Origin of the sequence: Streptomyces sp. HP-A2021 (assembly GCF_022807935.1) — a bacterium.
Lineage (GTDB): Bacteria > Actinomycetota > Actinomycetes > Streptomycetales > Streptomycetaceae > Streptomyces > Streptomyces afghaniensis.
Window position 1 is genome coordinate 6,996,194 of sequence record NZ_CP094344.1, and the last position, 26,383, is coordinate 7,022,576.

Below are 26,383 nucleotides of genomic sequence, written 5' to 3' on the forward strand. Positions count from 1 at the left end.
TGTGTTCGCGTGCGCTCCAACTCCTAGCCTCCCGGGCATGGAAACCACACGGCAGCTCGGACGCGGCGGTATCGAGGTGAGCGCCCTCGGCTTCGGCTGCTGGGCGATCGGCGGCGAATGGCAGGACCCGGACGGGCAGCCGCTCGGCTGGGGCAAGGTGGACGACGAGGAGTCGGTACGGGCGGTGCGGCGCGCCCTCGACCTGGGCGTCACCTTCTTCGACACCGCCGACACCTACGGCGCCGGACACAGCGAACGCGTGCTCGGCCGGGCCCTGGGCAAGCGCAGGACGGATGTCGTCGTCGCCACCAAGTGGGGCAACGTGTTCGACGAGGACACCCGGACCCGCACCGGCAGCGACGCCTCCCCGGCCTACCTGCGCCGCGCCCTGACCGCGTCCCTGGACCGGCTCGGCACCGACTACGTCGATCTCTACCAGTTCCATCTCTCCGACGCGGACACCGAGCAGGCCGCCCTGCTCCGGGACGCGTGCGAGGAACTGGTCCGCGAGGGGCTGATACGGGCCTACGCGTGGAGCACCGACGACCCCGCACGCGCCGCCGTGTTCGCCGAGGGGCCGCACTGCGCCGCCGTCCAGCACACGCTCAACGTTCTCCAGGACGCGCCCGCGATGATCCGGCTGTGCGAGGAGGCCGGCCTCGCGAGCATCAACCGCAGTCCGCTCGCCATGGGGCTGCTCACCGGGAAACGCCGGGCCCGGCAGCCGCTGGAGGCCGGTGACATCCGCAGCAGGCCCCCGGCGTGGCTCCAGGGTTTCGGCGACGGATCCGGCGCCGACCCTGAGTGGCTCGCCCGCATCGACGCCCTCAGGGACGTCCTCACCAGCGAGGGCCGCACGCTCGGCCAGGGCGCCCTGGCCTGGTTGTGGGCGCGCAGCCCGCGCACGATTCCGATCCCGGGCTTCCGTTCGGTCGCCCAGGCGGAGGAGAACGCGGGAGCGCTGGAGAAGGGGGCACTGACCGGCGAGCAGCTGGCCGAGGTCGACCGGCTGCTCGGGCGGTGAGCATTGCGGGACCTTGGGCGAGTCTTTGAACGTTCCGGGCACGCCGAGGTGGCTCCGCTTCGTAACGTCGCGGGATGTGCGACTCCGCCCGGCTGTCCAGACGTTCCGTGCTCGCCCTGGCCGCGGCCGCCCCGGTGGCCGCCGCGGCACCGGCCCGGGCTTCCCGGCCCGTGCTCGGCGGTGACCGCCTCGGCGACGACGCGGTGCAGGTGGGCAGCACCACCGGACTGCCCGGCAGGCTCACCGCCCGTTCCTGGCTGGTCGCCGACCAGGACAGCGGCGAGGTGCTGGCCGCCTACCGGGCGCACCGGCGGCTGCCGCCCGCGTCCACGCTGAAGATGCTGTTCGCCGACACGGTGCTCGACCGGTTCCCGCCCGGCAGCCGGCACACCGTCACCGCCGCCGACCTCGCCGGAATCCCGGCGGGCTCCAGCCTCGTCGGCATCCAGGCCGGGACCACGTACACCGTCGGCCGGCTCTGGCAGGGCGTCTTCCTGCGCTCGGGGAACGACGCCGTGCACGTCCTCGCCCACATGAACGGCGGTGTGGCGAAGACCGTCGCCGAGATGCGGGCCAAGGCGCGGGAACTCCAGGCCCTGGACACGCACGTGGTCAGCCCGGACGGCTTCGACCACCCGGGGCAGCTGTCCTCGGCGTACGACCTGACGCTCTTCGCCCGGTACGGGCTGCGCGACCCCGGCTTCCGCGCCTACTGCCGTACGAGAACGGCCGACTTCCCGGCCGGGGGCGGGAAGACGTTCCAGATCCAGAACACCGACCGGCTGCTGGACGGGGCGTGGGGCCTGCGGGCGTATCCGGGGCTGATCGGGGTGAAGAACGGCTACACGACCCACGCCGGCAACACCTTCACCGGCGCCGCCAAGCGTGCCGGGCGCACCCTGCTCGTCACCGTCATGCATCCCGCCGACAGCGCCGACGCCGTCTACGAGGAGGCCGCCGCCCTGCTCGACTGGGGTTTCGCGCACGGTGCGTCGGCACGGGCGGTGGGCACGCTGGTCGAGCCGGTGAGCGCGGGGCAGGGAGCGGAGCCGGCGCCCGGGCGCGGGGGAGCCGCCGCCGGTACCGTCGTGCACGGACCCTCGGCGGGGCGGCTGGTGGAAGGCGCCGGTACGGCGGTAGCGCTCCTGGCGGGCGGGGCCTGGGCGCTGCGCTGGCGCGTGGCGCGCCGGCCCGCGAAGGGACGGCACCGCGAATGACGCCCAACGGCCCTACGGCACACCGCCCTTGACGTCAGCGGCAGCCGTTCCACGCATACCGGTGCGTACCCCGCGGTCCCACGCGGGGTCCACCCCCACCCGGTGTCGTGGAACGACTGCCGCCCACCCCCCCTGGATGTGGCCGACGGAAGCCCTCTGCTCCAACTGTGAAGCTTTCGTGTAGGAGATTTGAGCATAAGTGCCCGACCGGCCGCAATGGTGCGGACGTTCATATTCCGTTTGTGCAAGTTGACGAGTTGACGAATGCCCGCCCCGGGGTCAGCCGCGCCCGACGTACGGCATCGCCGTGGCCAGTACGGTCGCGAACTGCACATTCGCCTCCAGCGGCAGCTCCGCCATGTGCCGCACCGTGCGGGCCACGTCGGCGACGTCCATCACCGGTTCCGGGGCGACCTCGCCGTTCGCCTGGAGCGCTCCCGTCTGCATACGGGCCGTCATGTCCGTCGCTGCGTTGCCGATGTCGATCTGCCCGACGGCGATGCGGTACGGCCGCCCGTCCAGCGACAGCGACTTGGTCAGACCGGTCAGCGCGTGCTTGGTCGCGGTGTAGGCCGCCGAGTGCGGACGCGGCGTGTGCGCGGAGATCGAGCCGTTGTTGATGATCCGCCCGCCCTGCGGCTCCTGCTCCTTCATCTGCCGGTATGCCGCCTGCGCGCACAGGAACGCCCCGTTGAGGTTGGTGTCCACCACGTGCCGCCACGCGTCGTAGGGCAGCTCCTCGACCGGCACGCCGCCCGGCCCGAACGTGCCCGCGTTGTTGAACAGCAGGTCGACCCGCCCGAAGTGCTCGACGGTGGTGCTGAACAGGGTGCTCACGTGCTCGGGCCGGGCGACGTCCGTCCGGACGGCGAGCGCGGCGCCCTCGGGCACCAGGGCCGCCGTCTCCTCCAAGGTCTCGACGCGCCGTCCCGCCAGCGCCACCGACCAGCCGGCGCGGAGCAGTTCCACGGCGACCGCGCGGCCGATACCGGAGCCCGCCCCGGTCACCACCGCGATACCCGTTTGCTTGGCACCGGTTTGCTTCGCACCAGTTTGCTTCGCATTCATGGGCCCGCAGCGTACGGGAGGGCCTGCCCTGCGGAATGGGTCCGTCCGTCGGCGAGTGCCGGGTACGGGCCGGTCGGGCTCAGGCCGGCGTGAGCTCGGCCGTGAGGTCCTCGTCCGGGGTCTCGCCCGGGTAGCGGACGCCGACGCGGTCCCGGATGGCGTCGAGCGTCCGCATCACGGCGAGCGTGCCGTCGAGCGGGACGAGCGGGGACTCGGTCTCGCCGGCGCGCACGGCGCGCATCACCTCGGCCGCCTCGTGACGGAGGCTGTTGCGGGGCCCGTCCGCCGGGTCGGCCGTGAACTCCTCGGGGTCGCGGCCGTCCCGGTGCAGCACGAAGCGGTCCGGGAAGAAGAAGCCGTGCGGGATGTCGATACGGCCCTGCGAGCCGGTGACCGAGGCGGAGGTCGCCGTGCCGCCCACGATGGAGCAGTGCACCGAGCCGAGAGCGCCGCTCTCCCAGGAGAGCAGTGCTCCCGTCTGGAGATCGACGCCCTCCTCGGAGAGCACCGCTCTCGCCGCGATGTCCGACGGCTCCCCGAGCAGCAGCTGCGCGAACGACACCGGATACACGCCCAGATCGAGCAGCGCGCCCCCGCCCAGCTCCGGGTTGCGCAGCCGGTGCGAGGGCGGGAACGGCCCGGCCAGCCCGAAATCGGCCTGGACCGTGCGCACTTCGCCGATCGCGCCGTCGTCGACCAGCGACTTCAGCCGCCGCACCAGCGGATTGCAGTACATCCACATCGCCTCCATCAGGAAGCGCCCGTGCTCCCGCGCCAGCGCGACGAGTTCCGCCGCCTCGCGCACGTTCAGCGTGAACGGCTTCTCGCACAGCACGTTCCGCCCGGCCGCCAGACACAGACCGGCGGCGGTCCGGTGCGCCGTGTGCGGGGTGGCGACGTAGACGACATCGATGTCCTCGTCCCGGGCGAGCGCGTCCCAGTCGCCGTAAGCCCGCGGAATCCCGAACCGCTCCGCGAACGTCTTCGCCGACGCCTCCGACCGGGACGCCACCGCCACGACCTCCGCGTCCGGCAGGTCGATCAGGTCCGCGGTGAACGCGCCCGCGATCCCCCCGGTCGCCAGGATCCCCCACCGCACCGTGTCCGCCGTCATTCCCGCCCCGCCTTCACCACGTAACCCGAGCAGTACGTACGAGCTGAGAGCATAGGTGGCGATCGACTCGAAAAGGGAGGGACTCATGCCCGAGGGTGGGGCGTCCATATCGAACACCGCGCAGGGGGCCGCGACCGGGACGGAACCCCCCGACCTCACAGCGCACCGCCGCACCGGGCTCCTGGTCACCTTCCTCCTCGGGAGCCTGACCGCCGTACCCCCGCTGGCGATGGACATGTACCTCCCGGCGCTGCCGGAGGTCACCCGCGCCCTGCACGCGCCCGCCGCGACCGTCCAGCTCACCCTCACCACCTGCCTGGCCGGCATGGCGCTCGGCCAGCTCGTCGTGGGCCCGATGAGCGACCGCTGGGGACGCCGCCGCCCTCTCCTCGCCGGACTCGGCGTCTTCGTCGTCGCCACCGTCCTGTGCGCCCTCGCGCCCACCGTCGAACTCCTCGTCGCCTTCCGGCTGGCGCAGGGCCTGGCGGGCGCCGCCGCGATCGTCATCGCCCGGGCCGTCGTCCGCGACCTGTACGACGGCATGGCCATGGCCCGGTTCTTCTCCACCCTCATGCTGATCTCCGGCGTCGCCCCGATCGTGGCGCCGCTGATCGGCGGGCAGGTCCTGCGCGTGACGGACTGGCGGGGCGTGTTCGTCGTCCTCACGGCCATCGGCGTCCTGATCGGAGTCCTGGTCTGGACGAGGCTGCCCGAGACCCTGCCGCCCGCCCAGCGCCACAGCGGCGGCGTCGGCGAGGCCCTGCGCGCGATGCGCGGCCTGCTCGCCGACCGCTCCTTCGCCGGCTACACCCTCACCGGCGGCTTCGCCTTCGCCGCCCTGTTCGCCTACATCTCGGCGTCCCCGTTCGTCATCCAGGAGATCTACGGCGCCTCCCCGCAGACGTTCAGCCTGCTGTTCGGCGTCAACTCGGTCGGGCTGGTCCTCGTCGGCCAGATCAACGGCAAGGTGCTCGTCGGCCGGGTCAGCCTCGACCGCGTCCTGGGGATCGGCCTGACCGTCGTCATCACCGCTGCGACCGCGCTGCTGCTGATGTCCCTGGGCGTGTTCGGCGAGGTCGGTCTAGCGCCCGTCGCCGCCGCGCTCTTCGTTCTGATGTCCGCGATGGGCATCACCCTGCCCAACACCCAGGCCCTCGCCCTGATGCGCACCAAGCACGCCGCCGGCTCCGCCTCCGCCCTGCTCGGCACCTCGTCGTTCCTCATCGGCGCGGTCGCCTCCCCGCTCGTCGGTGTCGCCGGGGAGGACACGGCCGTCCCGATGGCCGTCGTCCAACTGGCCGCCGCGCTGGTGGCACTGGCCTGCTTCGTGGGAATGTGCCGCCCCTGGAAGACGGACGGAGAGACGGTCCGGAATACGGACGGAGAGACGGACCGGAATACGGACGGGAAGACCGACCGGAACACGGACGGGGATACGGACGGCAGGCGCGCGAGCGTGGAGGGAGCAGGGAGCTGAGCGCACCACGACTGCGCAACGGCACGCCGGAACGGGCCGGGCTCGACCCCGGGGAACTGCGTCACCTGGTCCGGGAGGTCCACGTCCTGACCACCGGGCAGCGCCCCTGGGCGCCGGGCGCGGTCGTGGTCGTCGGACGCGGTCCGGTGATCGCCGTGGAGGAGGCGGCGGGCTGGGCCGTGCGGTACTCGGCCTACGACGAGGACACCGACACCGGTGTGGAACTGCCCGTCGAGGACCGGGTCCCGATGACCGTCGGCACGCCCTTCGACCTCGCGTCCCTGACCAAACTGTTCACAGCCGTGGCCACCGTGCAGCAGATCGAGCGCGGCACCCTGGGCATCGACGCCAGGGTGGGCGCGTACCTGCCCGACTTCACGGCAGCCGCCCGGCACGGCATCACCGTACGGCAGCTGCTCACCCACACCTCCGGTCTGCGGCCCGACCTCCCGCTGTACGACTGCGCCGACGACGCCGGGCGGCTGGCCGCGCTGCGGACGGAGGCACCGGTCGGGGCACCGGGCGCGTACCGCTACTCCGACCTGAACATGCTGCTCCTCCAGCACCTCCTGGAACGCATCACCGGCCGCACGCTCGACGTCCTCTTCCGCGACGGCATCACCCGGCCGCTGGGCATGACGGCGACGGAGTTCGGGCCGTGCCCCGGGGCGGCGGCGACGGAGGACCAGCGGCGGCCGTGGGCCAAGGCGGACCGGGGGATGCTGCGGGGCGAGGTGCACGACGAGAACGCCTGGGCGCTGGGCGGCGTGGCGGGCCACGCGGGTCTGTTCTCCACCGGCCGCGACCTCGCGGTGTTCTGCCGCACCCTCCTCGCCGGCGGCTCCTACGGCCCCGCCCGCATCCTCGGCCCCGACTTCGTCGACCTCCTCTTCACACCCCCCGGCCTGGGCTTCTCCCTCGACCAGCCGTGGTTCATGGGGGACCTGGCGGGCCGCGGCGCGGCGGGCCACACGGGCTTCACGGGCACGTCCCTCGTCCTCGACCCGGCGACGGACACGTTCCTGATCCTCCTCACCAACGCGGTCCATCCCCGACGCCGCCGCCCGGACAGCGCGCCCAGGGCGGCGGCGGGGTCGCGGGTGGCGCGGGCGTTGCGGGGGATGTGAGATCTGTCCGCTCGCCCGTCAGCCCGCTCAGGCACCGATCAACCCTGCCCGGCCTGTCTTTGCACCTGCTCCAGGACCTGTTTCGCGGAGCTCGCCCCGTTGAAGAGTTGGGCCCCGTACTGGTTGAGCAGGTGGTTGACCTGCTCCCAGTGTTTCGTCGTACGCAGCGGAATCGACGTGGCGTTGGCGGCTTCGAGAACTTCTCGGGCGCCGGCGAGGCGGGCGCCCTCGTACCACGCGTGCTGTGCGGACTCACGTGACGGATAGGCACGTCCCACCCCGCCGAGCCACTCCAGTTGCTTCTTGGCCGTCATCAGCGTGATCGCCTTGAACGCCAGCTCCGGGTCCGGGCAGGACTTGGAGATGCCGAATCCGGAACCGGCCGAGTACGTCCTGCTGCCGTCCGGGCCGGCGGGAATCGTGGTCAGGCCCACCTGGAAGCCGGCCTGGTTCTTCAGGTTCAGCAGCGCCCATGGCCCGCTGGCACTCATGGCCACGTCACCGCTGAGGAACATCCTCTCGGCGAAAAATGCGGGATCGGACCCGGGTACGCGGGGGGCGACCTTCTTCCTGCCGGCCAGGTCGGCGTACCACTGCACGCCACTGGTCATGGCCGGGGTGGTCAGTCGCAGTCTGCCCGCCTCGTCGGTGGGTTGCGCACCGGTCTTGGTCAGCACCATGGGAAACATCCACAGATCCTGAGGCGCCGCCACGAACCCGTACTTCCGGTCTCCGGTCAGCTTGCGGGCGGCCGACTCGAACTCGGCCAGAGTCCATCCCGGCTTGGGCTCCGGCACCCCCGCGTTCCGGAAGATGCCCTTGTTGTACGTGAGGATCACCGGGCCGAAGTCGTACGGCAGCGCGTACTGCTTCCCGTCGGCACTCAGCCCCTCCATGATGGACTTGTCGAAATCCGTCACGTCGAAGTCGTTCTTGGCGATCAGCTCGTCGAGCGGCAGCATGCCCTGGGTGTAGCCCGCGGTGCGGAGCGACTGCATCGAGACGATGCAGGGCGCGTCGCCGCTGCCGAAACGGGTGCCGAGCTTGGCGAAGTAGTCGTTGAAGGACGAGGTCTCAAGCTTGATCGCGATCTGCGGGTCTTCGCGGGACACACGTTCCGCGAGTGCGCGCCAGACCTGATGTTCCTCACCACCGTCGGCCCACATCGACCAGGTCAACGTCTTCGAGTCGCCACCGCCGGCGCCGCACGCCGTGACCAGCGTCCCGGCCAGCGCCAGGGCGACGGCTGCCCGCACTGCGATGCGCGGCCCTTTCATAACACGTCCGCATTTCCCTTTTTTGTGGCATTTATGCGCACTATGGTATGTCCCACACTTGTACGCCTGTCTTCTGAGCCGTGCCCACGGCGTGCTCACGTACAGCGATCCGGGCCAGCTTCGTCAGCATCATCCCGTTGCGGACCGCGACGACGTAATCCACGGGGAGTCCGTGCATCCGGGTGCCGGGGCCCCGCAGGGGGTGCCAATCGAGGGTGAAGAGGGTGTGCTCGCCCCAGGGGAGCAACCTCATGGCGATGCGGGCCGCGCCGAAGGGATCCGCCTTCGCCTCCAGTTCCAGGCGGTGGGGCGGTTCGCAGGCGCGGACGACGCAGGTGTCGTCGAGGGTGAGAGGGCCGGCGCCGACGCGGACCTTCAGTCGGGCGCCCACCTCCGGCCAGTGCGGGTCCGCGGCGAGGACCTGCTGGGTTCCTGTCACCCACTCCCCGTAGCGGTGGCCGTCGCACAGCAGGCGCCAGACTTCGGAGGGCGAGCTCAGGATCAGACGGCGGTTCCGGGCCATGATCACGCTCCTGGACAGCTGTGAGCTCGACGCGAGAACTCGGCTTCCAGCGTCATGCCGACCGCACCACGTGCACAGTCCGACCGGTCCGGACGGGTGAGTCCCCGGGCTCGGGTCCCTCGTAGAATCGCCGGGTGAACGCCCCCGCACCCCCGGCCGAAACCCTCCGCGCCGCCCTCGCCGGTCTGCTCGACGGGCTGCCGCCCCGGCAGGCCGCGCAGGCGGTCGAGCGGCTGATCGCCAGTTACCGCGGGGCCACCCCGACCGACGCGCCGATCCTGCGGGACCGGGCGGATGTGGCCGCCTACGCGGCTTACCGGATGCCCGCGACCTTCGAGGCGGTCCGCTCCGCGCTGGAGGCGTTCGCGCAGGCCGTGCCCGGGTGGGCGCCCGGATCGCACACCGACGTCGGCGGCGGCACGGGTGCCGCGGCCTGGGCCGTGAGCGCGACCTGGGGCGGGGAGCGGCCCGTCACCGTGCTGGACTGGGCCGAGCCCGCGCTCGCCCTGGGGCGGGAGATCGCCGCGGCCGACCCGGCCCTGCGGGACGTACGGTGGCAGCGCTCTCGGATCGGAGCGGCGCTCACCCTTGAGAGCACTGATCTCGTCACGGTCTCCTACGTCCTCAACGAGCTGACCGTCCCCGACCGCACGGCCCTCGTCGACGCCGCCGCGGCCGCCGCCCAGGCCGTCGTGATCGTCGAGCCCGGCACCCCCGACGGCTACGCCCGCGTCATCGAGGCCCGCGACCGGCTGGTCGGCGCCGGCTTCCACGTCGCCGCGCCCTGCCCGCACAGCGCCGCCTGCCCCATCGCCCCGGGCACGGACTGGTGCCACTTCTCCGCCCGGGTCAGCCGGTCCTCCCTGCACCGCCAGATCAAGGGCGGCTCCCTCGCCTACGAGGACGAGAAGTTCAGCTACGTCGCCGCCGCCCGGTTCCCCGTCGCCCCGGCACCCTCCCGTGTCGTGCGGCGCCCGCAGATCCGCAAGGGCCAGGTCCTCCTCGACCTGTGCGAGACCGAACCGTCCCTGCACCGCACCACCGTCACCAAGCGCCACGGCGACCTCTACAAGGCGGCCCGGGACGCGGACTGGGGCGACGCCTGGCCTCCGGCACCTTGACCGGAGCCGGTCAACCCTGACCGGCCCAGCGAGACAGCGCTTCCTCCGCCGACGCCCGGTCGGCGGGGGACAGGTCGGCGATGTCGGCGCCGTGATTGCCGCCCCGTACCCACAGGACCCGTGAGCCGGCCCCGCCCGGCTGGAAGTGCTCGGCCACCGAGGGGTCCTGGGTGCCGTAGACGAACAGCAGCCGGCTGCCGCGGCGGCGGACCCAGCGGTCGATGTCCGGCATGGCCTCCGGGTCGAAGCGCATCGGGATGTCCCGGGGGACGAAGCTGCGCGCCTCGATGGCGTCCGGGTGCCGCAACAGATCCGCCAGGTGGGCCGTGGGGACGCTGCCGTACCCCAGCTGCGTGCCGATCTGGTACCAGTACGGGACGTAGTGCTGCGCCGTCCTGTCGGCGTACAGGGACAGGCCGGCGGTGTCGTCGAGCCACGCGTACAGCTCGTCGGCCGTCGCCTCCGGGCCCGGAATCGCGGCGATGTCGGCCGCCGTCCCGCGCTGCCAGAACATGAACGGCGCGCGCAGCACGGCGATTTCGAGCGCCTTGTCGGCGCCGCCGACGATACGGAAGGTGTCTTTGGCGGCAGCCGCCCAGGCCTCGTAGCGGGCGACCATCTCCGCCCGGTTCAGCAGGATGCGCCGCTGGACGGCCTCGATGGCCTCGCGGGCGGCGGGGGTGCCGACCGTCTCCAGGAAGCGGACGTAGGCGGAGTCCTCGCGGTCGTCGACGTTGTTCGGCGCTCCGTAGACCACCGTGCCGTCCACGTCGTGGGGATGGAAGCGACGGTGGTAGACGCTCGCCAAACCGCCCTTGCTGCCGCCGGTGGAGATCCACGCGCCGGGGTAGAGTCGGCGGAAGAGCCGGACGACGCGGTGGTGGTCGTCGGCGGCCTGGCGGATCGTGAGGTGCGCGTAGCCGGGGCCGGCCGGGCGTGAGGTGCCGAAGTAGCGGTGTTCGACCTGGAGTTGGTTGGCGCCCAGCAGGACCGTCGCTTCCGTGCGCCGGGGTGTGAGGACCGCCTGGTAGCCCGTGCTGAACAGCACCGTGGGCCGGTCGGTGGCGGTGTGCAGCAGGGTGAGGCGCTGCTCGAAGACGCCGGCCGAGGGGTTCGTGTGGTCGACCGGCTGGCGCAGGCCCAGGACGAAGTGCCGGTAGCCCGGTTCGGCGTCCTGCCGCTCCTCGATCAGCCGCAGTCCGGGAAGGGCCCGCAGCGCGTCCGCGATGTCGCCGGTGCCGGGACGGGCCGCTCCGGCCGCCGCCCGGGCGGGCAGGGCCGTCGTCGCGGCGAGACCCGCCGCCGAGACGGCCGTCGCCGCCGAGGTGAGCAGTCGTCGTCTCGTCCACACGCGCATCGTGAGTCCTCCCGGGTGTCCGTCGGCCGCGGTTTTCTCGGCCGCTTCAGTACATCCGCCGGACGTCCCGGGAGGATCCCGCGCGCGAGGGGACCGTCTCCCCCGGGCGGGGGAGGCTCACGACGATGTGTCGGTCGTACGGTCCTCCTGTCGTGCCTGCTGCTGTCGTTTCTCCTGAAGCTTGCGCAGCAACTCGCGCTTCTGGGCCTGCGGGTCGAGACCGCCGCCGATCCGGCCGCCCCGGCCGCCGCCGCGCAGCTCCTTGCGGCCGAGCTTCTGGCGCGATCCGCCGACACCCAGCAGGTTTCCGGCTCCGCCTCGGGTCATGTGGGGCTCCTTTTCCGATGCTGCTCCGCGACGAGACGGTTCGTCTCGCTCGTGTTGCTCCACTGTCCGCGAGACGCTCCGTCTTGTCAACCTGATAAGTTCGAGCCATGGCCGCACAGAAGTCCGCCCAGTCCGCCCCCGACTCCACTCGCCGCAGTGAGAAGTCCCGCCGCGCCATCTACGACGCCGCCCTCTCGCTCGTCGTGGAGGTCGGGTATCCGAAGACCACCATCGAGGGCATCGCCGCCCGCGCCGGCGTCGGCAAGCAGACGATCTACCGCTGGTGGTCGTCGAAGGCGGACGTGCTGATGGAGGCGTTCCTCGACCTGGGCGAGCAGTCCCTGCGGGAAGCGGGTCCGGAGCCGTACGCCTTCCCCGACACCGGCGACGTCGCCGCCGATGTCAAGGGCGTCCTGCGCGCCACCGTCGACCAGTTGCGCGACCCGAGGTTCGAGGCGCCGTCCCGCGCGCTGGCCGCCGAAGGCGTCGTCAACGAGCAACTCGGGCGCGAGCTGGTCGCCAAGCTGATGCAGCCCTCACTCGACCTGTACATGGAGCGGCTGCGCGCCGCACAGGACGCCGGGCAGGTGCGGCCCGACGTCGACCCGCGCATCGCCCTGGAGTTCTTCGTCTCCCCGCTCGCCCAGCGCTGGCTCCAGCACACGGGCCCGATCTCCTACGAGTACACCGACACGCTCGTCGACTACGCCCTTCACGGCCTCGCGCCCCGCTGAGCGGCCCGCGCGAGGCGCCCCGGCGCGTCCGTGATCACCCCGTCGCAGCCCAGCGCCAGCACCCGGTCCCGCTGCGCGTCCGTCACCACGGTGTGCGCCCACACTCGCCGGATCCCCGACTTCACCGCCCGCGCGAGATCCGCGTCACGCGCCCGGTGGTCCACGTCCAGCAGATCCACGTACGACCGCCAGCGCTCCGGGCGGTCCGTGCGCAGTTGCCGCGCCGAGCGCCACAACTGCGTGAGCAGGCCGAGGCGGTGGACGCGCCGGGCGACCTCGGGGTCGTTGGAGTTCACGAACACCGAGCGGGTCAGGCCGCGGGCCCGGATCAGTCCGGCCAGCCGGCCGAGGCTCCGCGGGTCCTTGGCCTCCAGCATCAGCACGATCCGCCCGCCGAAACGATCCAGTACCTCGGCGACCGTCGGCGGCCGTTCCGACCGCCAGCTGCCGGGCAGCGCGTCCTCAGGGCGCAGCCGGACGCCCCGCCACTCCCGGGCGTCGAGGCCGCGCACCTCGCCGCCCAGGTAGGTGGTGCGGTTCAGGGTCTCGTCGTGGAACACCACGGGCGTCCCGTCGCGCAGCAGCCGCGTGTCGAAGTCCAGCACCTGCGCCGTACCGCGCTCGTAGGCGGCCACCAGCCCCGTCATGCTGTTCTCGGGCACCTCGCGGGCGCCGCCGCGGTGGGCGACGTACGTGATCCGGGGGAGCGCCGCCACGGTCAGGGGGCCGGTGCCCCACTCCAGCGGGCGGGCGCGTCCCTCCAGCGGGCGGATGCCCGTCGGCAGGGCCGGGGCGGCGCCGGCCGGTCCCGTGAGGGTCAGCGAGACCACGGAAACCGCGGAGGCGAGGCCCGTCAGCGCGATCCTTGTGACCATGGCGACCACGGTAGGGCGCCATGTCATGGCAAAGCGGGCAATGACACCCGATCGCGGTGCGGAGTACCTCTCGCCCCACGGGCATATGCCTCGCCCCACCAGTACATGTCTCGGCCCTCCTGCCCCGGATGTGGGCACTGGCCCCCCGGCGCGCGGCAAGATGGGACCATGAGGCATGCTGTTCCGCACGACAGCGAGGCGAGGGGATAGATGAGCGCGGAGTACGGCGGCAGGACCGGCCTACAGGGCAAACTCACCCAGTGGCTGCGCGCCGGGCGCCGGCCGAAGGAGACCGCCGGTGACGGCGGCCGTGAGGCCCTGCTGCTCGCCGCCGCCGGAGCGGGACTGCCGCTCGCGCCCGCCGCACACCCGGCCGGCTACCGCTGCTCCTGCGAGCGCGTCGGCTGTCCCACCCCGGCCCGGCACCCGGTGTCCTTCGCCTGGCAGACGCAGTCGACCACCGACCGCGCCCAGATCGAACGCTGGGCCCGCCATCAGCCGCAGGCCAACTTCATCACCGCGACCGGCATGGTGCACGACGTCCTCGACGTGCCCCTGGATGCCGGTCGCAGTGCGTTGGAGCGGCTGCTCGCCGCAGATGTCGAGGTCGGGCCCGTCGCCGAGAGCGACGACGGCCGGATGCTGTTCTTCACGCTCACCCGCGGGACACCCGAGGACGAGGACGAGTGGTGGCCGTGCGAACTGGACTGCCACCCCGAGACGATGGACGAGCACCCCGGGCTGCGGTGGCACTGCCGTGGTTCCTACGTACTCGTCCCGCCGGCCCGGCTGCCCGGCGAGCACCAGACGGTGCACTGGGTGCGCGGACCCGAGCACCCGCTGCCGGATCCGCTGAGCCTGCTGGAGACGCTGACCGAGGCCTGCGCCCGGTACGCCGGTGAGGAAGCCGACCAGGCCGGGGCGGCCTGGCCGCTGCGGCACTGAGCCGACCCGGGCTTCGTTCTGCCTTTACGAGCCCTCTGCCGAGGTCATTCCCTGGATCCGGCCGAGGATCGTCACCTTTGGGCTGCCGCTGCCCTTCGGCGGGTCCAGCGCCACCTCGTTGGAGACGAACTCCATCAGGAGGGACTGCTTGACCTCGCCGTTCGTCAGCGCGAGGACGTCCTTGTTGGGGATGGGGAACGTCGTGCCCGCGTAGGCCGTCTGCTTCTCGTAGTGCCGTGTGGTGAAGAACACCAGTGCACCGCCGTCCGCCGTGCGCAGGGCGAGGGGCTGGTAGTCGCCGTTCGTCAGCGGTTCGTCGATGTACTGGGTGACCAGGCCCGGCCTCTTGGCGTTCTTCTCGCGCAGGGTGCGCCACTGGCTGGTGTGGGAGCCGTCGGCGAAGGTGTCTCCGCCGTTCTTGAGGTAGGCCGTGTAGTCCTGGCTCAGGTCGCCGGGGGTGGCGGCCAGGCCGGTCGAGTTCACGGGGACGGACTCGGCCCAGCCGTCCGCGTCCTTCTTGAACTGCGGGACCTTGCCCGGTGCGACGAGGGTGAGATAGGCGACCTGGAAGGGGTCGTCCAGGCTGCTGCGGGTGAACACGAGCAGCCAGCGGGCGGTGCCGCCCTTGTTGCCGGCCGCGTCGACGAGGAACCAGCGGGGCCAGCCGGCCTTCTTGGGGATCGTGTACTTCGCGTCCGTCAGCTTCAGGGGTGTGTGGTTCGGGTTGCCGTCCGGGTTGTTCGTCTTGCCGGCCTTCAGGCGTGCCGAGTCGATGTCGGCCAGGGCGCCGGTGGTGTGGTCGGCGTCCAGGGAGGCGTCGTAGGCCTCGTCGGCCTCGTTGTACGCGGTCGTGAACTCCTGGAGGGCCTTGGCGGCTTCGGCGCGGGTGGTGGACGGGAGGATCTCCCGTTCGCCGTGCACCACCACGCATCCGCTCGCCGTCAACGACAAAGCGGTCACCGAGGCTGCTATGAGGGCGCTCCGGGCGGACCTGCGGAGCGTTCGAGGGTCGCGATCCCTGCTCATCGGGTTCCTTCACCTTCCCCTTTCCGGAGGCGAACCCTACCGGGTGCCTCCGGCGGTTGGGCGGGGGGTGCCTGCGGGGGCGCGGGCCGCGGGCGCCTGACGCCGGGTGGTGGGTCGGGGCCGCGCCGGGGGGTGTCCGTCCTCGGAACGGCGCGATGGGCTTGCGTACCGACTGACTGTCCGTCGACGCGCCGACCGCTGCGGGCGGACAACCCCCGACACGTCCCCTTCTCGCCGTCGGCGGGTGCGGGCGCGTCGTGGTCGCCCCAGCTGCGGGCAGTCGTGCCGCTTGGGGGAGGGTGGGCGCGGCGGCACCTCGTCGCGTCGAGTTGCGCAGCGCCCCGCCTCAGCGGCGTCAGACCTTGTCGCGCACCGGTGTCGTGGTGGTCCGGCCGCGTCCGAAACCCGTCGGCGCAAGGAACAGGGCCAGCGTCGGGAGCAGGTACAGCAGCCACACCGCGACTTGGAGCACTGTCGGGTCCGGCTGGAAGTTGAACACGCCCTTGAGCAACGTGCCGTACCAACTGTCCGGCGGAATCGTGCCGGAGATGTCGAAGGCCTTGTCGTTGAGGCCGGGCAGGAAGCGGGCCTCCTGCAAGTCGTGGAAGCCGTACGCCAGTACGCCCGCGGCCACGACGACGAGCATGCCGCCGGTCCAGGTGAAGAACCGGGCGAGGTTGATGCGCAGGGCGCCCCGGTAGAACAGCCAGCCCAGCAGGACCGCCGTCAACAGGCCCAGGGCGACACCGAGAAGAGGACGCGGGCTGCCGTCGCTCGCCGCGTGGACCGAGGCCCAGACGAACAGGGCCGTTTCCAGGCCCTCCCGGCCCACCGCCAGGAACGCCGTGGCGACCAGCGCGCCCGTACCCATGGCGAGGGCCGCGTCCAGCTTGCCGTGGAGTTCGGACTTCAGGTGCCGGGCGGTGCGCCGCATCCAGAACACCATCCACGTCACCAGAGCGACCGCGAGGATCGACAGGGACCCACCGAGCGCCTCCTGCGCCTCGAACGTCAGCTCCTGCGAGCCGAATTCGAGGGCGCAGCCGAAGCCGAGCGCGAGGGCGACCGCGATGCCGATGCCGATCCAGATCGGGCGCAGCGCGTCCCTGCGGTCCGTCTTGACCAGGTAGGCGATGAGGATGCAGACGACGAGGCTGGCCTCCAGGCCCTCGCGCAGACCGATCAGGTAGTTGGAGAACAACGGGCTCAGGCCTCCTTGGAGAACAGCGTCCGGCCCCACCAGTCGTCCTTGTCACGGACGCCCGGCGGGATGGCGAAGAGCGCCGAACCCACGTGCTGGATGTACTCGTTGAGCGCGTCCGTGGCCAGGTTGCGCTGGATCGGGATGAAGCCCTCGCGGACGTCCCGCTGGTAGGCCAGGAAGAACAGGCCCGCGTCCAGGCGGCCCAGTCCGTCCGTGCCGTCGGTGAAGGAGTAGCCGCGGCGCAGGATCGTCGCCCCGTGGTTGGCGTCGGGGTGCGCCAGCCGGACGTGCGCGTCGGGCTTCATGGCCTTCAGGAACGGCTCGTCGCGCTCCTTCGCCTTGCCGACCGGGGCGCCCTCGCCCTTGTCCCGGCCGAAGATGTCCTCCTGCTCCTGGAGCGAGGTGCGGTCCCAGGTCTCGATGTGCATGCGGATGCGGCGGGCGACCAGGTAGGAGCCGTTCGTCATCCAGGACGGGTCGTCGTTCTCGGATACCCACACGAACTTCTTCAGCCGGTCCGTCTCCGTGCCCGCGATGTTGCGGGTTCCGTCCTTGAAGCCCATCAGGTTGCGCGGGGTCTGTGCCTCGGGTGTCGTCGACGACGTCTTGCCGAAGCCGAGCTGCGACCAGCGGATGACGACCTTGCCGAAGCCGATGCGGGCCAGGTTGCGGACGGCGTGCACGGCGACCTGCGGGTCGTCCGCGCAGGCCTGGACGCACAGGTCGCCGTCGCTGCGGTTCTTGTCCAGGTTGTCGCCCGCGAACTTCGGCAGGTCCACGAGGGCGTCCGGTCGTTGCTCGGCCAGGCCGAACTTCTCGAACAGACTCGGGCCGAAGCCGATCGTGAGGGTCAGGCGGGAGGGCTTGAGGTCCAGGGCCTCGCCGGTGTCGTCCGGGGGCGCCTCGGGGAGGCCGCCGAAGCCGCCCTCGCCCACCGGGTGCCCGGCCGTCATGCGGCGGGCGGCCTCCGTCCAGTCCTTCAGCAGCTGGACGAACTCCGCCCGGTCGTCGGTCGTCACGTCGAACGCGGCGAAGTGCAGCCGGTCCTGCACCGGGGTGGCGATGCCCGCCTGGTGCGCGCCGTGGAAGGGGATGGCGGTGTCCGGGGCGGGATCGTCGTCGGTGCGGGCCATCGCCACCGCTCCGCCCGCCGCGGCGGCGCCGAGGGCCAGGCCCGCGCCGCCCCAGCCGAGCAGGGCGCGCCGGGAGGGGGAGTGGGAGGGGGTGTCGTTGTCCGTCATGGCGGGCGGCCCCCCTACTTCGCGACTGCGGCGGCAAGCTTCGACAGCGGCTCCGCCAGCGCGTTGACCGCGTCCGAGAGCTCCTTGCGGTCGGCCTTGCCGACCTTGTCGTAGGAGGTGAAGTCGTACGACGCCGTGTCCGGGCGGTAATTGTCGAGCAGCTTGTTCAGGGTGGCGAACTGCTTGTCCAGTTCCGTGGTGAGGGCCTTGTCGTTCTCCTGCGCGACCGGCTTCAGCAGCTCGTACGACTTCTGCGCGCCCTCGACGTTGGCCTTGAAGTCGACCAGGTCGGTGTGCGAGTAGCGCTCCTCCTCGCCGGTGACCTTGCCGGTGGCGACCTCGTCGAGCAGTTCCTTGGCGCCGTTGGCCATCGAGGTCGGGGTGATCTCGGCCTTGCCGACCCGGTCCTGCCAGTCCTTCAGGTCGGTGATGAGCCGGTCGGCGAGCTCCTTCTCCCGGTCGCCGATCTTCTTGTCCTGCCAGAGGGCCTTCTCCAGGCGGTGCCAGCCGGTCCAGTCCGTGGCGGGGTCCTGGCCGTCCTCCAGGCCGTCCTCGCGGACGTCGACCTTGGGGTCGATGTCACCGAAGGACTCGGCGACCGGCTCGGTGCGCTCCCAGCCGATGCGGGACGGGGCGTACGCCTTCTTCGCGGCTTCCAGGTCGCCGTCCTTGACGGCGCGGGCGAAGGTCTCGGCCTTGGGCAGGGTCTCGTCGGCCTGCTCTTGCGTGTAGGCGCGGTAGGCCGCCACGGCCTTGTCCAGGCGCGGGTCGCGCTGGACCGCCTTGCCGCCGGTGGCCTTGACGGCCTGGCGGATGCCCTTGCCCTTCATGCCGGGCTTGCAGGCGATCTGGTAGTCGCCGGCCTTCACCTCGGCGGTGACCCGCTGCTTGGTGCCGGGGCCTATGTTCTCCCGCTCGGTGACCACACGGTCGTCGGGGAAGAGCACGTAGACCTCGGTGACCTTGGAGCCCTTGTTCTCGACGGCCAGTTCGACGTGTCCGGCGGGGAACTCCTTCTTCGACACCTCGCACTTGTCGTCCGTGGCCGTCACCTGCACCACGTGGTCGCCGTCCTCGGCGTTGCTCTTCTCCGTACAGCCGGTGACGGCGGTCAGAGCCGCCGCGGCGGCGATCACGACGGATACGGGGCTGGCGGGTCGCATGAAAGCTCCAGGAGGACGGGGAAGGTGAGGCTCACCTAAGCCAGATAAGGATTACTTAAGTGGCTCAAAATCGCTGTCATGGAGTGGTCAAGGGAAGGTCAAAGGTGGCGCTTCGGGATGATCAGGGGCGCCGGATGCCCGGGACGACCTGGACGCCGGGGCGGTGTTTGAATGCCCCCGTGACTGACTACGACGTGCTCCGCGTCTTCTGCGGGCCGAACGGTGGATACGGCAACGAACTCGGTGTCGTGCGCGAGGGTTCGGTGATGCCCGAGCGCAGTGAGCGGCAGGCCTTCGCCGCGAAGCTCGGGTTCAGTGAGACCGTGTTCGTCGACGACCCCGAGCGCGGGGTGATCGACATCTACACGCCCACCCTGCGCCTGCCCTTCGCCGGGCACCCGTGTGTCGGGACGGCCTGGCTGCTCGACGTGCCCGAACTGGTCACGCCCGCCGGGGTGGTCGGTGCCCGGCAGGACGGGGAGTTCTGCTGGATCGAGGCGCGGGCGGAGTGGGTGCCGCAGCGCACCCTGCGGCAGTACGGCAGCGCCGCGGAGGTCGACGACCTGGCCGTGCCCGCGCCGGGGGAGTGGGTGTACGCCTGGGCGTGGGAGGACGAGCCCGCCGGACGGGTCCGGGCCCGGGCCTTCCCCGGGCGCGGCGACGGGATCGACGAGGACGAGGCGACCGGGGCGGCGGCCCTGCTGCTCACCGACCGGCTCGGCCGGGCCCTCAACATCACCCAGGGCGCGGGCTCCCAGATCCTGACCGCACCCCAGCCGGGCGGCTGGACCGAGGTCGGCGGCCGGGTGCACCTCGAACGCTGACGCTCACGCCGACAGCGGGAACTCCTCGCCCAGCGCCTGGAACACCGCGTTGTTCAGCGCGTACGCCTGCTTGCACTCGGACACGACCCGCTGCCGCTCCAGCTGGTCTCCGGGCAGCGCGTCCAGCAGCTCCCAGTAACCCCGCTTGAAGGCGGCCGGGTTGGGGATCGCCTCGAACACATAGAAGCGGACCCCGTCGCCCTTCTTCGGCAGACCCCACGCCCTCTCGGCCGTGTCGCGGATGATCTGCCCGCCGGAGAGGTCGCCGAGGTAGCGGGTGTAGTGGTGGGCGACGTAACCGGCCGGCCAGGTGCGGGCGCAGTCGGAGATCCGCCGCGCGTACACCAGGGTGGCGGGCAGCGCGCTGATGCCCGCTCGCCAGCCGGGGCCGCGCAGGTACTCCAGGTCCTGCTCCAGTGCGGCCGTCCGGAACAGTTCCGGGCGGACGAAGGGGCCGGCCACCGGGTCCCCGGCCAGGCGCTCGGCGCCGGACTCCAGCGCCCCGTACACGAACCACAGCTGCTCCGTGTAGCGGGCGAACGCGTCGACCCCCAGCCTGTTCCCCAGCAGGTCGCTCATGAACGTCGAGCCCCTGACCTCCTCGTGCTGCTCTCGGGAAGCGGTCCGGATGAGGGTCGAGAAGGATTCCATGGGCCCACTCCCTGTTCCCGACACTGTGTCGGTAAAAACGATACCCCGGTGCCATGGAAAAAGCCCGCCCTCCGAGGAGAGCGGGCCATCAGCGGCGGGGCGTGGGGGTGCTACGGCAGTGTGAGGATCTCCGCGCCCGACTCCGTCACCACCAGCGTGTGCTCGAACTGGGCCGTCCGCTTGCGGTCCTTCGTCACGACCGTCCAGCCGTCGTCCCACATGTCGTACTCGTGCGTCCCGAGCGTCAGCATCGGCTCGATCGTGAACGTCATTCCGGGCTGGATCACCGTCGTCGCGTGCGGGCTGTCGTAGTGCGGGATGATCAGGCCCGAGTGGAACGAGCTGTTGATGCCGTGGCCGGTGAAGTCCCGGACCACGCCGTAGCCGAAGCGCTTGGCGTACGACTCGATGACCCGGCCGATGATGTTGATCTGCCGGCCCGGCTTGACCGCCTTGATCGCCCGGTCGAGGGACTCCCGGGTCCGCTCCACCAGCAGCCGCGACTCCTCGTCGACGTCACCGACCAGGTAGGTCGCGTTGTTGTCGCCGTGCACACCGCCGATGTACGCCGTCACATCCAGGTTGACGATGTCGCCGTCGCGCAGGACGGTGGAGTCCGGGATGCCGTGGCAGATGACCTCGTTGACCGAGGTGCACAGCGACTTCGGGAAGCCCCGGTAGCCGAGCGTGGAGGGGTAGGCGCCGTGGTCGCACATGTACTCGTGCGCCACCCTGTCCAGCTCGTCGGTGGTCACCCCGGGGGCGATCAGCTTCGCGGCCTCCGCCATCGCCCGGGCGGCGATCCGGCCGGCGAGCCGCATCGCCTCGATCGTCTCGGGCGTCTGCACCTCCGGTCCGGTGTACGGCGTCGGCGCGGGCTTGCCGACGTACTCGGGGCGGCGGATGTTTCCGGGCACGGGACGGGTGGGGGACAGCTCCCCCGGTACGAGCAGCGACTGGCCAGACATGCCAGCGAGTCTAACCAGCGGCCATGGGGGAACATGACGGTGGCGAGAGGAGCTGGTCATGGCCCTGTTCAAGAAGCGGACGGTCGGCAAGCCGGGTGAGTGGTACTACTGCCTGGAGCACAAGAAGGTCGAGGAGGGGCCGGAGTGCCCCAACAAGGACCGGTTCGGACCGTACGCCTCCCGTCCGGAAGCCGAGCACGCGATGGAGACCGCCCGCGCGCGCAACCTCCAGTGGGAGAACGACCCCAAGTGGCACGACGCCCCGGCGGGCGGCCGCAACGACGAGTAGGCGCACCCCGGCGGCTGCGCGCGACTCGCGCAGCCGCACCACCGGCGCAAGCACCGTGCCGGGACGGCCCCACCGCTCCTACCAGCGAGCCGGCGGCGGGGCCGTCAGGTGTTCCGCCAGTCTCGCCACCCTGTCCCGGAAGCGGCGGCGGCCGCGTGGCGTCGGCAGCGCGTTCTCCCCGGCCGCCGCGCTGACCAGGTGCTGGACCGTGTCCAGGTCCAGCTCCGAGCCGTCGGGGACGGCCAGGGCCTCGTGGGCCATCGCCGGCAGCTCGCCCCCACCCGGGCCGAGGGACAGCACCGTCGCCCCGGCGCGTCGGGCGTCGGACACCCGTTCGAGGAGGGGTGAGGCAGGGACCTCGGGGGACACCACCAGCAGCGTCTCGCCCCGCCGGGCCGCCTCCAGCCGCCCGAGGCCGACCGCCAGATGCGATGGATCCGAGGGGCGCGCGTCATGCCGAACCAGGGTCGGGGCCAGCTCAGGCGTGCCCGACCACGCCGCCTCGTCCACCAGGTGGGCCGCCAGGTGCCACGGCTCGTACTCCGGCGTGCCGACGAGCAGCAGCCCGCCGCCGTGCGACACCACCGACCCCCGCAGCGCACCGGCGAACCGCCGCGTGGCGCCCAGCCACTCCGTCCCGACGAGCACTTCCCGCAACAGCGCGACCCGTACGGCATCCATACGACCGCATCCTGCCCCAACCGGTCACTCGTGAGGTGGAATTCACCCCGCATTAGCCCGGCTTGGGCAGGGGGACCGGTCATCCGTACCCTCGTCGAACGTCCGGAGGAACCCGCCGATGACCGAGACCAGCGTCCCCTTCCGCGCCGGCCGGGAGGGATACGCCAGCTTCCGCATCCCCGCACTCGTCGCCACCGTCCCCCACACTCAGCCCCGCTCGAGCGGGGGCACCCCCATCGGCACCCTGCTCGCCTTCTGCGAGGGCCGCGTCGGCTCCCGGGACGACTTCGGGAACATCGACATCGTCCTCAAACGCTCCACGGACGGCGGCCGCACCTGGAGCCCGCTCCAGGTCGCCGCGGAGAACGGCGACGCCCTCGCGGGCAACCCGGCCCCCGTCGTCCTCGACACCGGCCGCGTCCTCCTCGTGCACGTACGCAACGCCGCCCTCGCCACCGAGGACGCCATCCGGCGCGGCAAGGTGAGCGCGGCCGACGGGCGCCGGGTCTGGGTGCAGCACAGCGACGACGACGGACTCACCTGGTCCGCGCCCAGGGAGATCACCCAGGAGACCAAGGAGCCGCACTGGCGCTGGTACGCCACCACGCCCGGCCACGCCCTCCAGTTGAGCACCGGGCGGATCGTCGTCCCCGCCAACCACTCCCTGCCGCCCACCGGCACGGACAACGGCACGGAGGGCAGGTACAACGGCGGCCACTGCCTGCTCAGCGACGACCGGGGCGCGACCTGGCGGATCGGCTACGTCGACGACAACACCGACGGCTACATCAACGCCAACGAGACCACCGCCGCCGAACTCCCCGACGGCCGCGTCTACTTCAACACCCGCAACGACTCCCCGTCGCCCGGCACCCGCGCGGACGCCCACTCCGCCGACGGCGGCCGGACCCTGGTGAAACCCTTCCGACCCCAGGCGGGCCTGTCCGCTCCCGTGTGCCAGGCGAGCGTGCTCCAACTCCGCGACCCCGACGTGCTGCTCTACTCCGGCCCCGCCGACCCGGGCTTCCGCGCGCTGATGACGATCCGCGCCTCCACCGACGGCGGCACCACCTGGCGCCCGGCCCACACCGTGGACGGCCTGCCCGCCGCGTACTCCGACCTCGTGCGCGTCGACGCGGACACCGTGGGCCTGCTGTACGAGACCGGCGACTTCGGTGCCTACGAGACCATCACCTTCCGCCGGGTGCCCGTGACGGAGCTGACCTGAGCCGATGACAGCGGCGGACGTAGAGTCTGGGCCATGACCTCTACCGACAGTGCTGCCACCGACAACGCCCAGAAGGCCCCCGCCAAGGACCCCTGGGACCTGCCCGACGTCTCCGGACTGGTCGTCGGGGTGCTCGGCGGGACCGGGCCGCAGGGCAAGGGCCTCGCCTACCGGCTCGCCAAGGCCGGGCAGAAGGTGATCATCGGCTCGCGGGCGGCCGACCGTGCCCAGGCCGCCGCGGAGGAACTCGGACACGGCGTCGAGGGCGCCGACAACGCCGAGACCGCGCGCCGCAGCGACATCGTGATCGTCGCCGTGCCCTGGGACGGCCACGGCAAGACCCTCGAATCCCTGCGCGAGGAGCTGGCCGGCAAGCTCGTCGTCGACTGCGTCAACCCGCTCGGCTTCGACAAGAAGGGCGCCTACGCGCTCAAGCCCGAGGAGGGCAGCGCCGCCGAGCAGGCCGCCGCCCTGCTGCCGGACTCCCGGGTCACGGCCGCCTTCCACCACCTGTCGGCCGTGCTGCTCCAGGACCCGGAGATCGACGAGATCGACACCGACGTGATGGTGCTCGGCGAGGTCCGTGCCGACGTCGAGATCGTGCAGGCCCTCGCCGGGCGCATCCCCGGCATGCGCGGCATCTTCGCGGGGCGGCTGCGCAACGCCCACCAGGTGGAGTCGCTGGTGGCGAACCTGATCTCCGTGAACCGCCGGTACAAGGCGCACGCGGGGCTCCGCGTCACCGACGTGTGAGCCGGTGAGGTCCATGGGGGACACTGGACGGCAGCAGCAGTGCCCACAGTGTCCCCCGACAGGAGCCGACCCACATGCCCCGCCTCGCCCTCTACGCCCTGATCGTCTGCGCCCTCGCCGTGGCCGCCGCCGTGGTCTCCTTCACGCGGGGCAGCTGGCTGGGGATCGTCTGGGTACTGCTGGCGGGTCTGTCGTCCAACATGTGCTGGTACTACGTGAAGCGCGGCAAGCAGGAGAGGTCCGTCACGGGCTGACGCCTCAGGGAGCGGCCGAGCAGAACTCGTTCGAGCCCTGCCAGAAGCGGTACAGCTCCTGACCGCAGTACGTCTCGAAGTCGCTGATCCCGAGCGACTTCAGGAGCGAGTCGACCACGTCGAAGAACACGCCGTTCACCGCCGGCAGCCACAGCAGCGCGAACACGAACAGCAGGCCGAACGGCGCGAACGGCTCCACCTGCCGCCGGATGTTGTACGACAGCCAGGGCTCGATGACGCCGTAGCCGTCCAGGCCCGGCACCGGCAGGAAGTTCAGCAGCGCGGCCGTCACCTGGAGCAGTGCGAGGAAGGCCAGGGCGAACCGGAAGTCGCTCGGCACGCCGTCCAGCGCGTCCAGCCAGAACGGGGCCGTGCACACGACCGCGAACAGCACGTTCGTCAGCGGGCCGGCAGCCGAGATCAGACTGTGCTTCCAGCGGCCCCGGATCCGCCCCCGCTCGATGAACACGGCACCGCCGGGCAGCCCGATCCCGCCCATGATCACGAAGATCACCGGGAGGACGATGCTGAGCAGCGCGTGCGTGTACTTCAGCGGGTTCAGCGTGAGGTACCCCTTCTCGCCGACCGAGATGTCGCCGCTGTGCAGGGCGGTGCGCGCGTGCGCGTACTCGTGCAGACAGAGCGAGACGATCCACGCCGCCGTCACGAAGAGGAACACGGCGACCCCGGGCTGCTGCGCGAACCCGGTCCAGGTCGCCCACCCCGTGACCGCCGTCACGGCCAGAATCCCGACGAAGACGGGACTGATCCGCCGCTCACTGTGGCGGCTGGTGGCGGTGGTCATGGGACTCCCTGCACTCTCGGACACGCGATGGGACGCCCGACGGTACCGGGCGCAGGGGGAAAACGTCTCGCGCGGGGCAGTCGGTTCCGGGAGGGTGGGGACATGGGGCTCTGGCACGTGATCTACGAGGACTGGCAGATGGAGTGCTGCGGCACACCGTTCTCGGTGGGGGACGAGGTGAGCTGGCCGCTGCTGCTCCAGGACGCGGACCGTGTGGTCGGCGGCGGCTGGCACGACCAGCTCACGAAGGTCGCGGGACCGGTCGAGGACGTGGGCGGCGTCCGGGTCGTGCGCGAGGAGACGGGCCTCACGGTCGCCCTGGGCGCGGACCCCGACGACGAGGAGGACCGGCGGCCGAAACCGGGGGACCGGGCCCGGTCGGTCGGGCTGCTGTCCGTCGAGCGGCACGGGGCGAAGTGGCCCCGGGCCAGCGGGCGGGTGCGGGCCGTGCAGGTGCTGGTCCAGACGTACGCCGAGAGCGCGCCCGGCTCGCGCTCCTGGGAGCCGGTCGCGCGCGGGCGGCGGCTGCGGAGGGTGGAGCGGTGCCCCAAGTGGTTCGCCGACGGCGAGGTGGAGCAGGACTCCGACGGCCGGGCACTGCGGCGCAGGGAGTCGGGAGTGGTGGTGACCCTGGAAGTCCCGGGCACGGACTCGTGGCTCTCGCACGCCGTCCGTGAGGCCCGGGGCATCCCACAGCGGGGTGCCGAGCCGGGCGCGGAGACGGCGGGCATCACGGCGGCCGCCCTGACGGACCTGCTGGAGACGCTGAGCACCGTCGCGGCCCCGCCGGGGAGCCACGGCCGGTCCGGCACCACCGGGCCCCGTCGGCACGCCTGAGCACCGTCCTGCCGGACCGCACTGCCGGAAGACCGTGCCCGTCGGCGCCTGCCGCCTGCGGCTCCCCTGCCCGGCGGTTCCCTCACGACCGGCCGCCGGAGTCACCTACCCCGGTGCCGGGCGCCATGAACGGTCACCGGCCCTCATGAACGGTCACCGGCCCTCACGACTCGGCACAGGCCCGCATGACCTGTCGCCCGGCCGTCCGTGGCCACACACCGGCCCCGGCGCCCGCCGCCCGCCGCGCCGCCGAATGCCGTGCCCCGCCCTCGT

The 26,383-nt window shown here is 71.8% G+C and carries 27 protein-coding genes and 1 pseudogene; 13 read left to right on the forward strand and 15 right to left on the reverse strand.

Annotation, left to right across the window (positions count from 1 at the left end; genetic code table 11):
- Positions 1–37: 37 nt before the first annotated feature.
- Together MQE23_RS31610 and MQE23_RS31615 are read left to right on the forward strand one after the other, a co-directional pair.
- The gene (locus tag MQE23_RS31610; protein ID WP_243380903.1) at positions 38–1,024 is read left to right on the forward strand and encodes an aldo/keto reductase; all 987 of its coding nucleotides are present in this window, start codon (positions 38–40) and stop codon (positions 1,022–1,024) included.
- 74 nt (positions 1,025–1,098) lie between these two features.
- The gene (locus tag MQE23_RS31615; RefSeq protein ID WP_243380904.1) at positions 1,099–2,241 is read left to right on the forward strand and encodes a serine hydrolase; all 1,143 of its coding nucleotides are present in this window, start codon (positions 1,099–1,101) and stop codon (positions 2,239–2,241) included.
- 279 nt (positions 2,242–2,520) lie between these two features.
- Here the strand turns inward: MQE23_RS31615 and MQE23_RS31620 are convergent, their stop codons facing one another.
- Both MQE23_RS31620 and MQE23_RS31625 read right to left on the reverse strand, forming a co-directional pair.
- On the reverse strand, positions 2,521–3,309 hold the full coding sequence (locus MQE23_RS31620) for an SDR family oxidoreductase (RefSeq protein WP_243380905.1): 789 nt from the start codon (positions 3,307–3,309) through the stop codon (positions 2,521–2,523).
- 79 nt (positions 3,310–3,388) lie between these two features.
- Positions 3,389–4,423: a Gfo/Idh/MocA family oxidoreductase gene (locus MQE23_RS31625; protein ID WP_020269666.1), complete on the reverse strand. Its 1,035-nt coding sequence runs from the start codon at positions 4,421–4,423 to the stop codon at positions 3,389–3,391.
- 85 nt (positions 4,424–4,508) lie between these two features.
- Between MQE23_RS31625 and MQE23_RS31630 the strand changes: the two genes are divergently transcribed.
- Both MQE23_RS31630 and MQE23_RS31635 read left to right on the forward strand, forming a co-directional pair.
- Positions 4,509–5,900, forward strand: a complete 1,392-nt coding sequence (locus MQE23_RS31630; RefSeq protein WP_243380906.1) for a multidrug effflux MFS transporter — start codon at positions 4,509–4,511, stop codon at positions 5,898–5,900.
- 11 nt (positions 5,901–5,911) lie between these two features.
- Positions 5,912–7,027 carry a serine hydrolase domain-containing protein gene (locus MQE23_RS31635; protein WP_051185457.1) on the forward strand — a complete coding sequence of 372 codons (1,116 nt, stop codon included), beginning with the start codon at positions 5,912–5,914 and terminating at the stop codon, positions 7,025–7,027.
- Positions 7,028–7,065: 38 nt separating this feature from the next.
- Here MQE23_RS31635 and MQE23_RS31640 read toward each other — a convergent pair whose 3' ends face one another.
- Both MQE23_RS31640 and MQE23_RS31645 read right to left on the reverse strand, forming a co-directional pair.
- Entirely contained in the window at positions 7,066–8,304 is a 1,239-nt protein-coding gene (locus MQE23_RS31640) for a sugar ABC transporter substrate-binding protein (RefSeq protein ID WP_243380907.1), read from the reverse strand.
- A 40-nt stretch (positions 8,305–8,344) separates the two neighbouring features.
- Positions 8,345–8,827, reverse strand: coding sequence for an SRPBCC family protein (locus MQE23_RS31645; protein WP_243380908.1), 483 nt, complete (start codon positions 8,825–8,827; stop codon positions 8,345–8,347).
- 134 nt (positions 8,828–8,961) lie between these two features.
- Between MQE23_RS31645 and MQE23_RS31650 the strand changes: the two genes are divergently transcribed.
- Positions 8,962–9,948: a small ribosomal subunit Rsm22 family protein gene (locus tag MQE23_RS31650; protein ID WP_243380909.1), complete on the forward strand. Its 987-nt coding sequence runs from the start codon at positions 8,962–8,964 to the stop codon at positions 9,946–9,948.
- A 10-nt stretch (positions 9,949–9,958) separates the two neighbouring features.
- Here the strand turns inward: MQE23_RS31650 and MQE23_RS31655 are convergent, their stop codons facing one another.
- The gene (locus MQE23_RS31655; RefSeq protein ID WP_243380910.1) at positions 9,959–11,305 is read right to left on the reverse strand and encodes a S28 family serine protease; all 1,347 of its coding nucleotides are present in this window, start codon (positions 11,303–11,305) and stop codon (positions 9,959–9,961) included.
- Positions 11,306–11,422: 117 nt separating this feature from the next.
- The gene (locus tag MQE23_RS31660) at positions 11,423–11,632 is read right to left on the reverse strand and encodes a DUF6243 family protein (RefSeq protein ID WP_020269673.1); all 210 of its coding nucleotides are present in this window, start codon (positions 11,630–11,632) and stop codon (positions 11,423–11,425) included.
- A 107-nt stretch (positions 11,633–11,739) separates the two neighbouring features.
- On the opposite strand from MQE23_RS31660, the gene MQE23_RS31665 reads away from it, so the two are divergent.
- Positions 11,740–12,366: a TetR/AcrR family transcriptional regulator gene (locus MQE23_RS31665; protein WP_020269674.1), complete on the forward strand. Its 627-nt coding sequence runs from the start codon at positions 11,740–11,742 to the stop codon at positions 12,364–12,366.
- Here the strand turns inward: MQE23_RS31665 and MQE23_RS31670 are convergent.
- Positions 12,345–13,241, reverse strand: coding sequence for a glycerophosphodiester phosphodiesterase (locus MQE23_RS31670; protein WP_037666810.1), 897 nt, complete (start codon positions 13,239–13,241; stop codon positions 12,345–12,347). The genes MQE23_RS31665 and MQE23_RS31670 overlap by 22 nt on opposite strands.
- Before the next feature lie 210 nt (positions 13,242–13,451).
- Between MQE23_RS31670 and MQE23_RS31675 the strand changes: the two genes are divergently transcribed.
- Positions 13,452–14,186 (forward strand): bifunctional DNA primase/polymerase, encoded by a 735-nt coding sequence (locus tag MQE23_RS31675; RefSeq protein ID WP_020269676.1) that lies wholly within the window; start codon positions 13,452–13,454, stop codon positions 14,184–14,186.
- Positions 14,187–14,210: 24 nt separating this feature from the next.
- Here MQE23_RS31675 and MQE23_RS31680 read toward each other — a convergent pair whose 3' ends face one another.
- The 4 genes from MQE23_RS31680 to efeO all read right to left on the reverse strand — a co-directional run bounded on the left by MQE23_RS31680 (position 14,211) and on the right by efeO (position 18,820).
- Complete coding sequence (locus tag MQE23_RS31680) at positions 14,211–15,212, reverse strand: hypothetical protein (protein WP_243380911.1); 1,002 nt, start codon at positions 15,210–15,212, stop codon at positions 14,211–14,213.
- 355 nt (positions 15,213–15,567) lie between these two features.
- Positions 15,568–16,413 (reverse strand): iron uptake transporter permease EfeU, encoded by an 846-nt coding sequence (gene efeU, locus MQE23_RS31685; RefSeq protein ID WP_020269678.1) that lies wholly within the window; start codon positions 16,411–16,413, stop codon positions 15,568–15,570.
- Between the two features lie 5 nt (positions 16,414–16,418).
- On the reverse strand, positions 16,419–17,657 hold the full coding sequence (gene efeB, locus MQE23_RS31690; RefSeq protein ID WP_020269679.1) for an iron uptake transporter deferrochelatase/peroxidase subunit: 1,239 nt from the start codon (positions 17,655–17,657) through the stop codon (positions 16,419–16,421).
- A 14-nt stretch (positions 17,658–17,671) separates the two neighbouring features.
- On the reverse strand, positions 17,672–18,820 hold the full coding sequence (gene efeO, locus MQE23_RS31695; RefSeq protein ID WP_243380912.1) for an iron uptake system protein EfeO: 1,149 nt from the start codon (positions 18,818–18,820) through the stop codon (positions 17,672–17,674).
- A gap of 179 nt (positions 18,821–18,999) precedes the next feature.
- Here efeO and MQE23_RS31700 point away from each other — a divergent pair, with 179 nt between their 5' ends.
- Positions 19,000–19,644, forward strand: coding sequence for a PhzF family phenazine biosynthesis protein (locus MQE23_RS31700; RefSeq protein ID WP_020269681.1), 645 nt, complete (start codon positions 19,000–19,002; stop codon positions 19,642–19,644).
- A 3-nt stretch (positions 19,645–19,647) separates the two neighbouring features.
- On the opposite strand, the gene MQE23_RS31705 is transcribed toward MQE23_RS31700, so the two are convergent.
- Both MQE23_RS31705 and map read right to left on the reverse strand, forming a co-directional pair.
- Complete coding sequence (locus MQE23_RS31705) at positions 19,648–20,295, reverse strand: biliverdin-producing heme oxygenase (protein ID WP_020269682.1); 648 nt, start codon at positions 20,293–20,295, stop codon at positions 19,648–19,650.
- Positions 20,296–20,405: 110 nt separating this feature from the next.
- Positions 20,406–21,263, reverse strand: a complete 858-nt coding sequence (map, locus tag MQE23_RS31710) for a type I methionyl aminopeptidase (protein WP_243380913.1) — start codon at positions 21,261–21,263, stop codon at positions 20,406–20,408.
- Between the two features lie 58 nt (positions 21,264–21,321).
- Between map and MQE23_RS31715 the strand changes: the two genes are divergently transcribed.
- A complete protein-coding gene (locus MQE23_RS31715) occupies positions 21,322–21,552 on the forward strand; it encodes a hypothetical protein (protein WP_020269684.1) in 231 nt (76 codons plus the stop codon).
- 78 nt (positions 21,553–21,630) lie between these two features.
- Here the strand turns inward: MQE23_RS31715 and MQE23_RS31720 are convergent, their stop codons facing one another.
- Positions 21,631–22,233, reverse strand: coding sequence for a hypothetical protein (locus MQE23_RS31720; RefSeq protein WP_243380914.1), 603 nt, complete (start codon positions 22,231–22,233; stop codon positions 21,631–21,633).
- Between the two features lie 118 nt (positions 22,234–22,351).
- On the opposite strand from MQE23_RS31720, the gene MQE23_RS31725 reads away from it, so the two are divergent.
- The 3 genes and pseudogenes from MQE23_RS31725 (at position 22,352) to MQE23_RS31735 (ending at position 24,468) form a co-directional block, all read left to right on the forward strand.
- Positions 22,352–23,461, forward strand: coding sequence for a sialidase family protein (locus MQE23_RS31725; protein WP_020269686.1), 1,110 nt, complete (start codon positions 22,352–22,354; stop codon positions 23,459–23,461).
- A gap of 33 nt (positions 23,462–23,494) precedes the next feature.
- Positions 23,495–24,214 carry an NADPH-dependent F420 reductase gene (gene npdG, locus MQE23_RS31730; RefSeq protein WP_020269687.1) on the forward strand — a complete coding sequence of 240 codons (720 nt, stop codon included), beginning with the start codon at positions 23,495–23,497 and terminating at the stop codon, positions 24,212–24,214.
- A gap of 13 nt (positions 24,215–24,227) precedes the next feature.
- A pseudogene (locus MQE23_RS31735) lies at positions 24,228–24,468 on the forward strand (hypothetical protein).
- Between the two features lie 4 nt (positions 24,469–24,472).
- Here the strand turns inward: MQE23_RS31735 and MQE23_RS31740 are convergent.
- On the reverse strand, positions 24,473–25,273 hold the full coding sequence (locus MQE23_RS31740; protein ID WP_243380915.1) for a site-2 protease family protein: 801 nt from the start codon (positions 25,271–25,273) through the stop codon (positions 24,473–24,475).
- A 102-nt stretch (positions 25,274–25,375) separates the two neighbouring features.
- Here MQE23_RS31740 and MQE23_RS31745 point away from each other — a divergent pair, with 102 nt between their 5' ends.
- Positions 25,376–26,110, forward strand: a complete 735-nt coding sequence (locus MQE23_RS31745; protein WP_243380916.1) for a DUF6578 domain-containing protein — start codon at positions 25,376–25,378, stop codon at positions 26,108–26,110.
- The last annotated feature ends 273 nt before the right edge of the window (positions 26,111–26,383 follow it).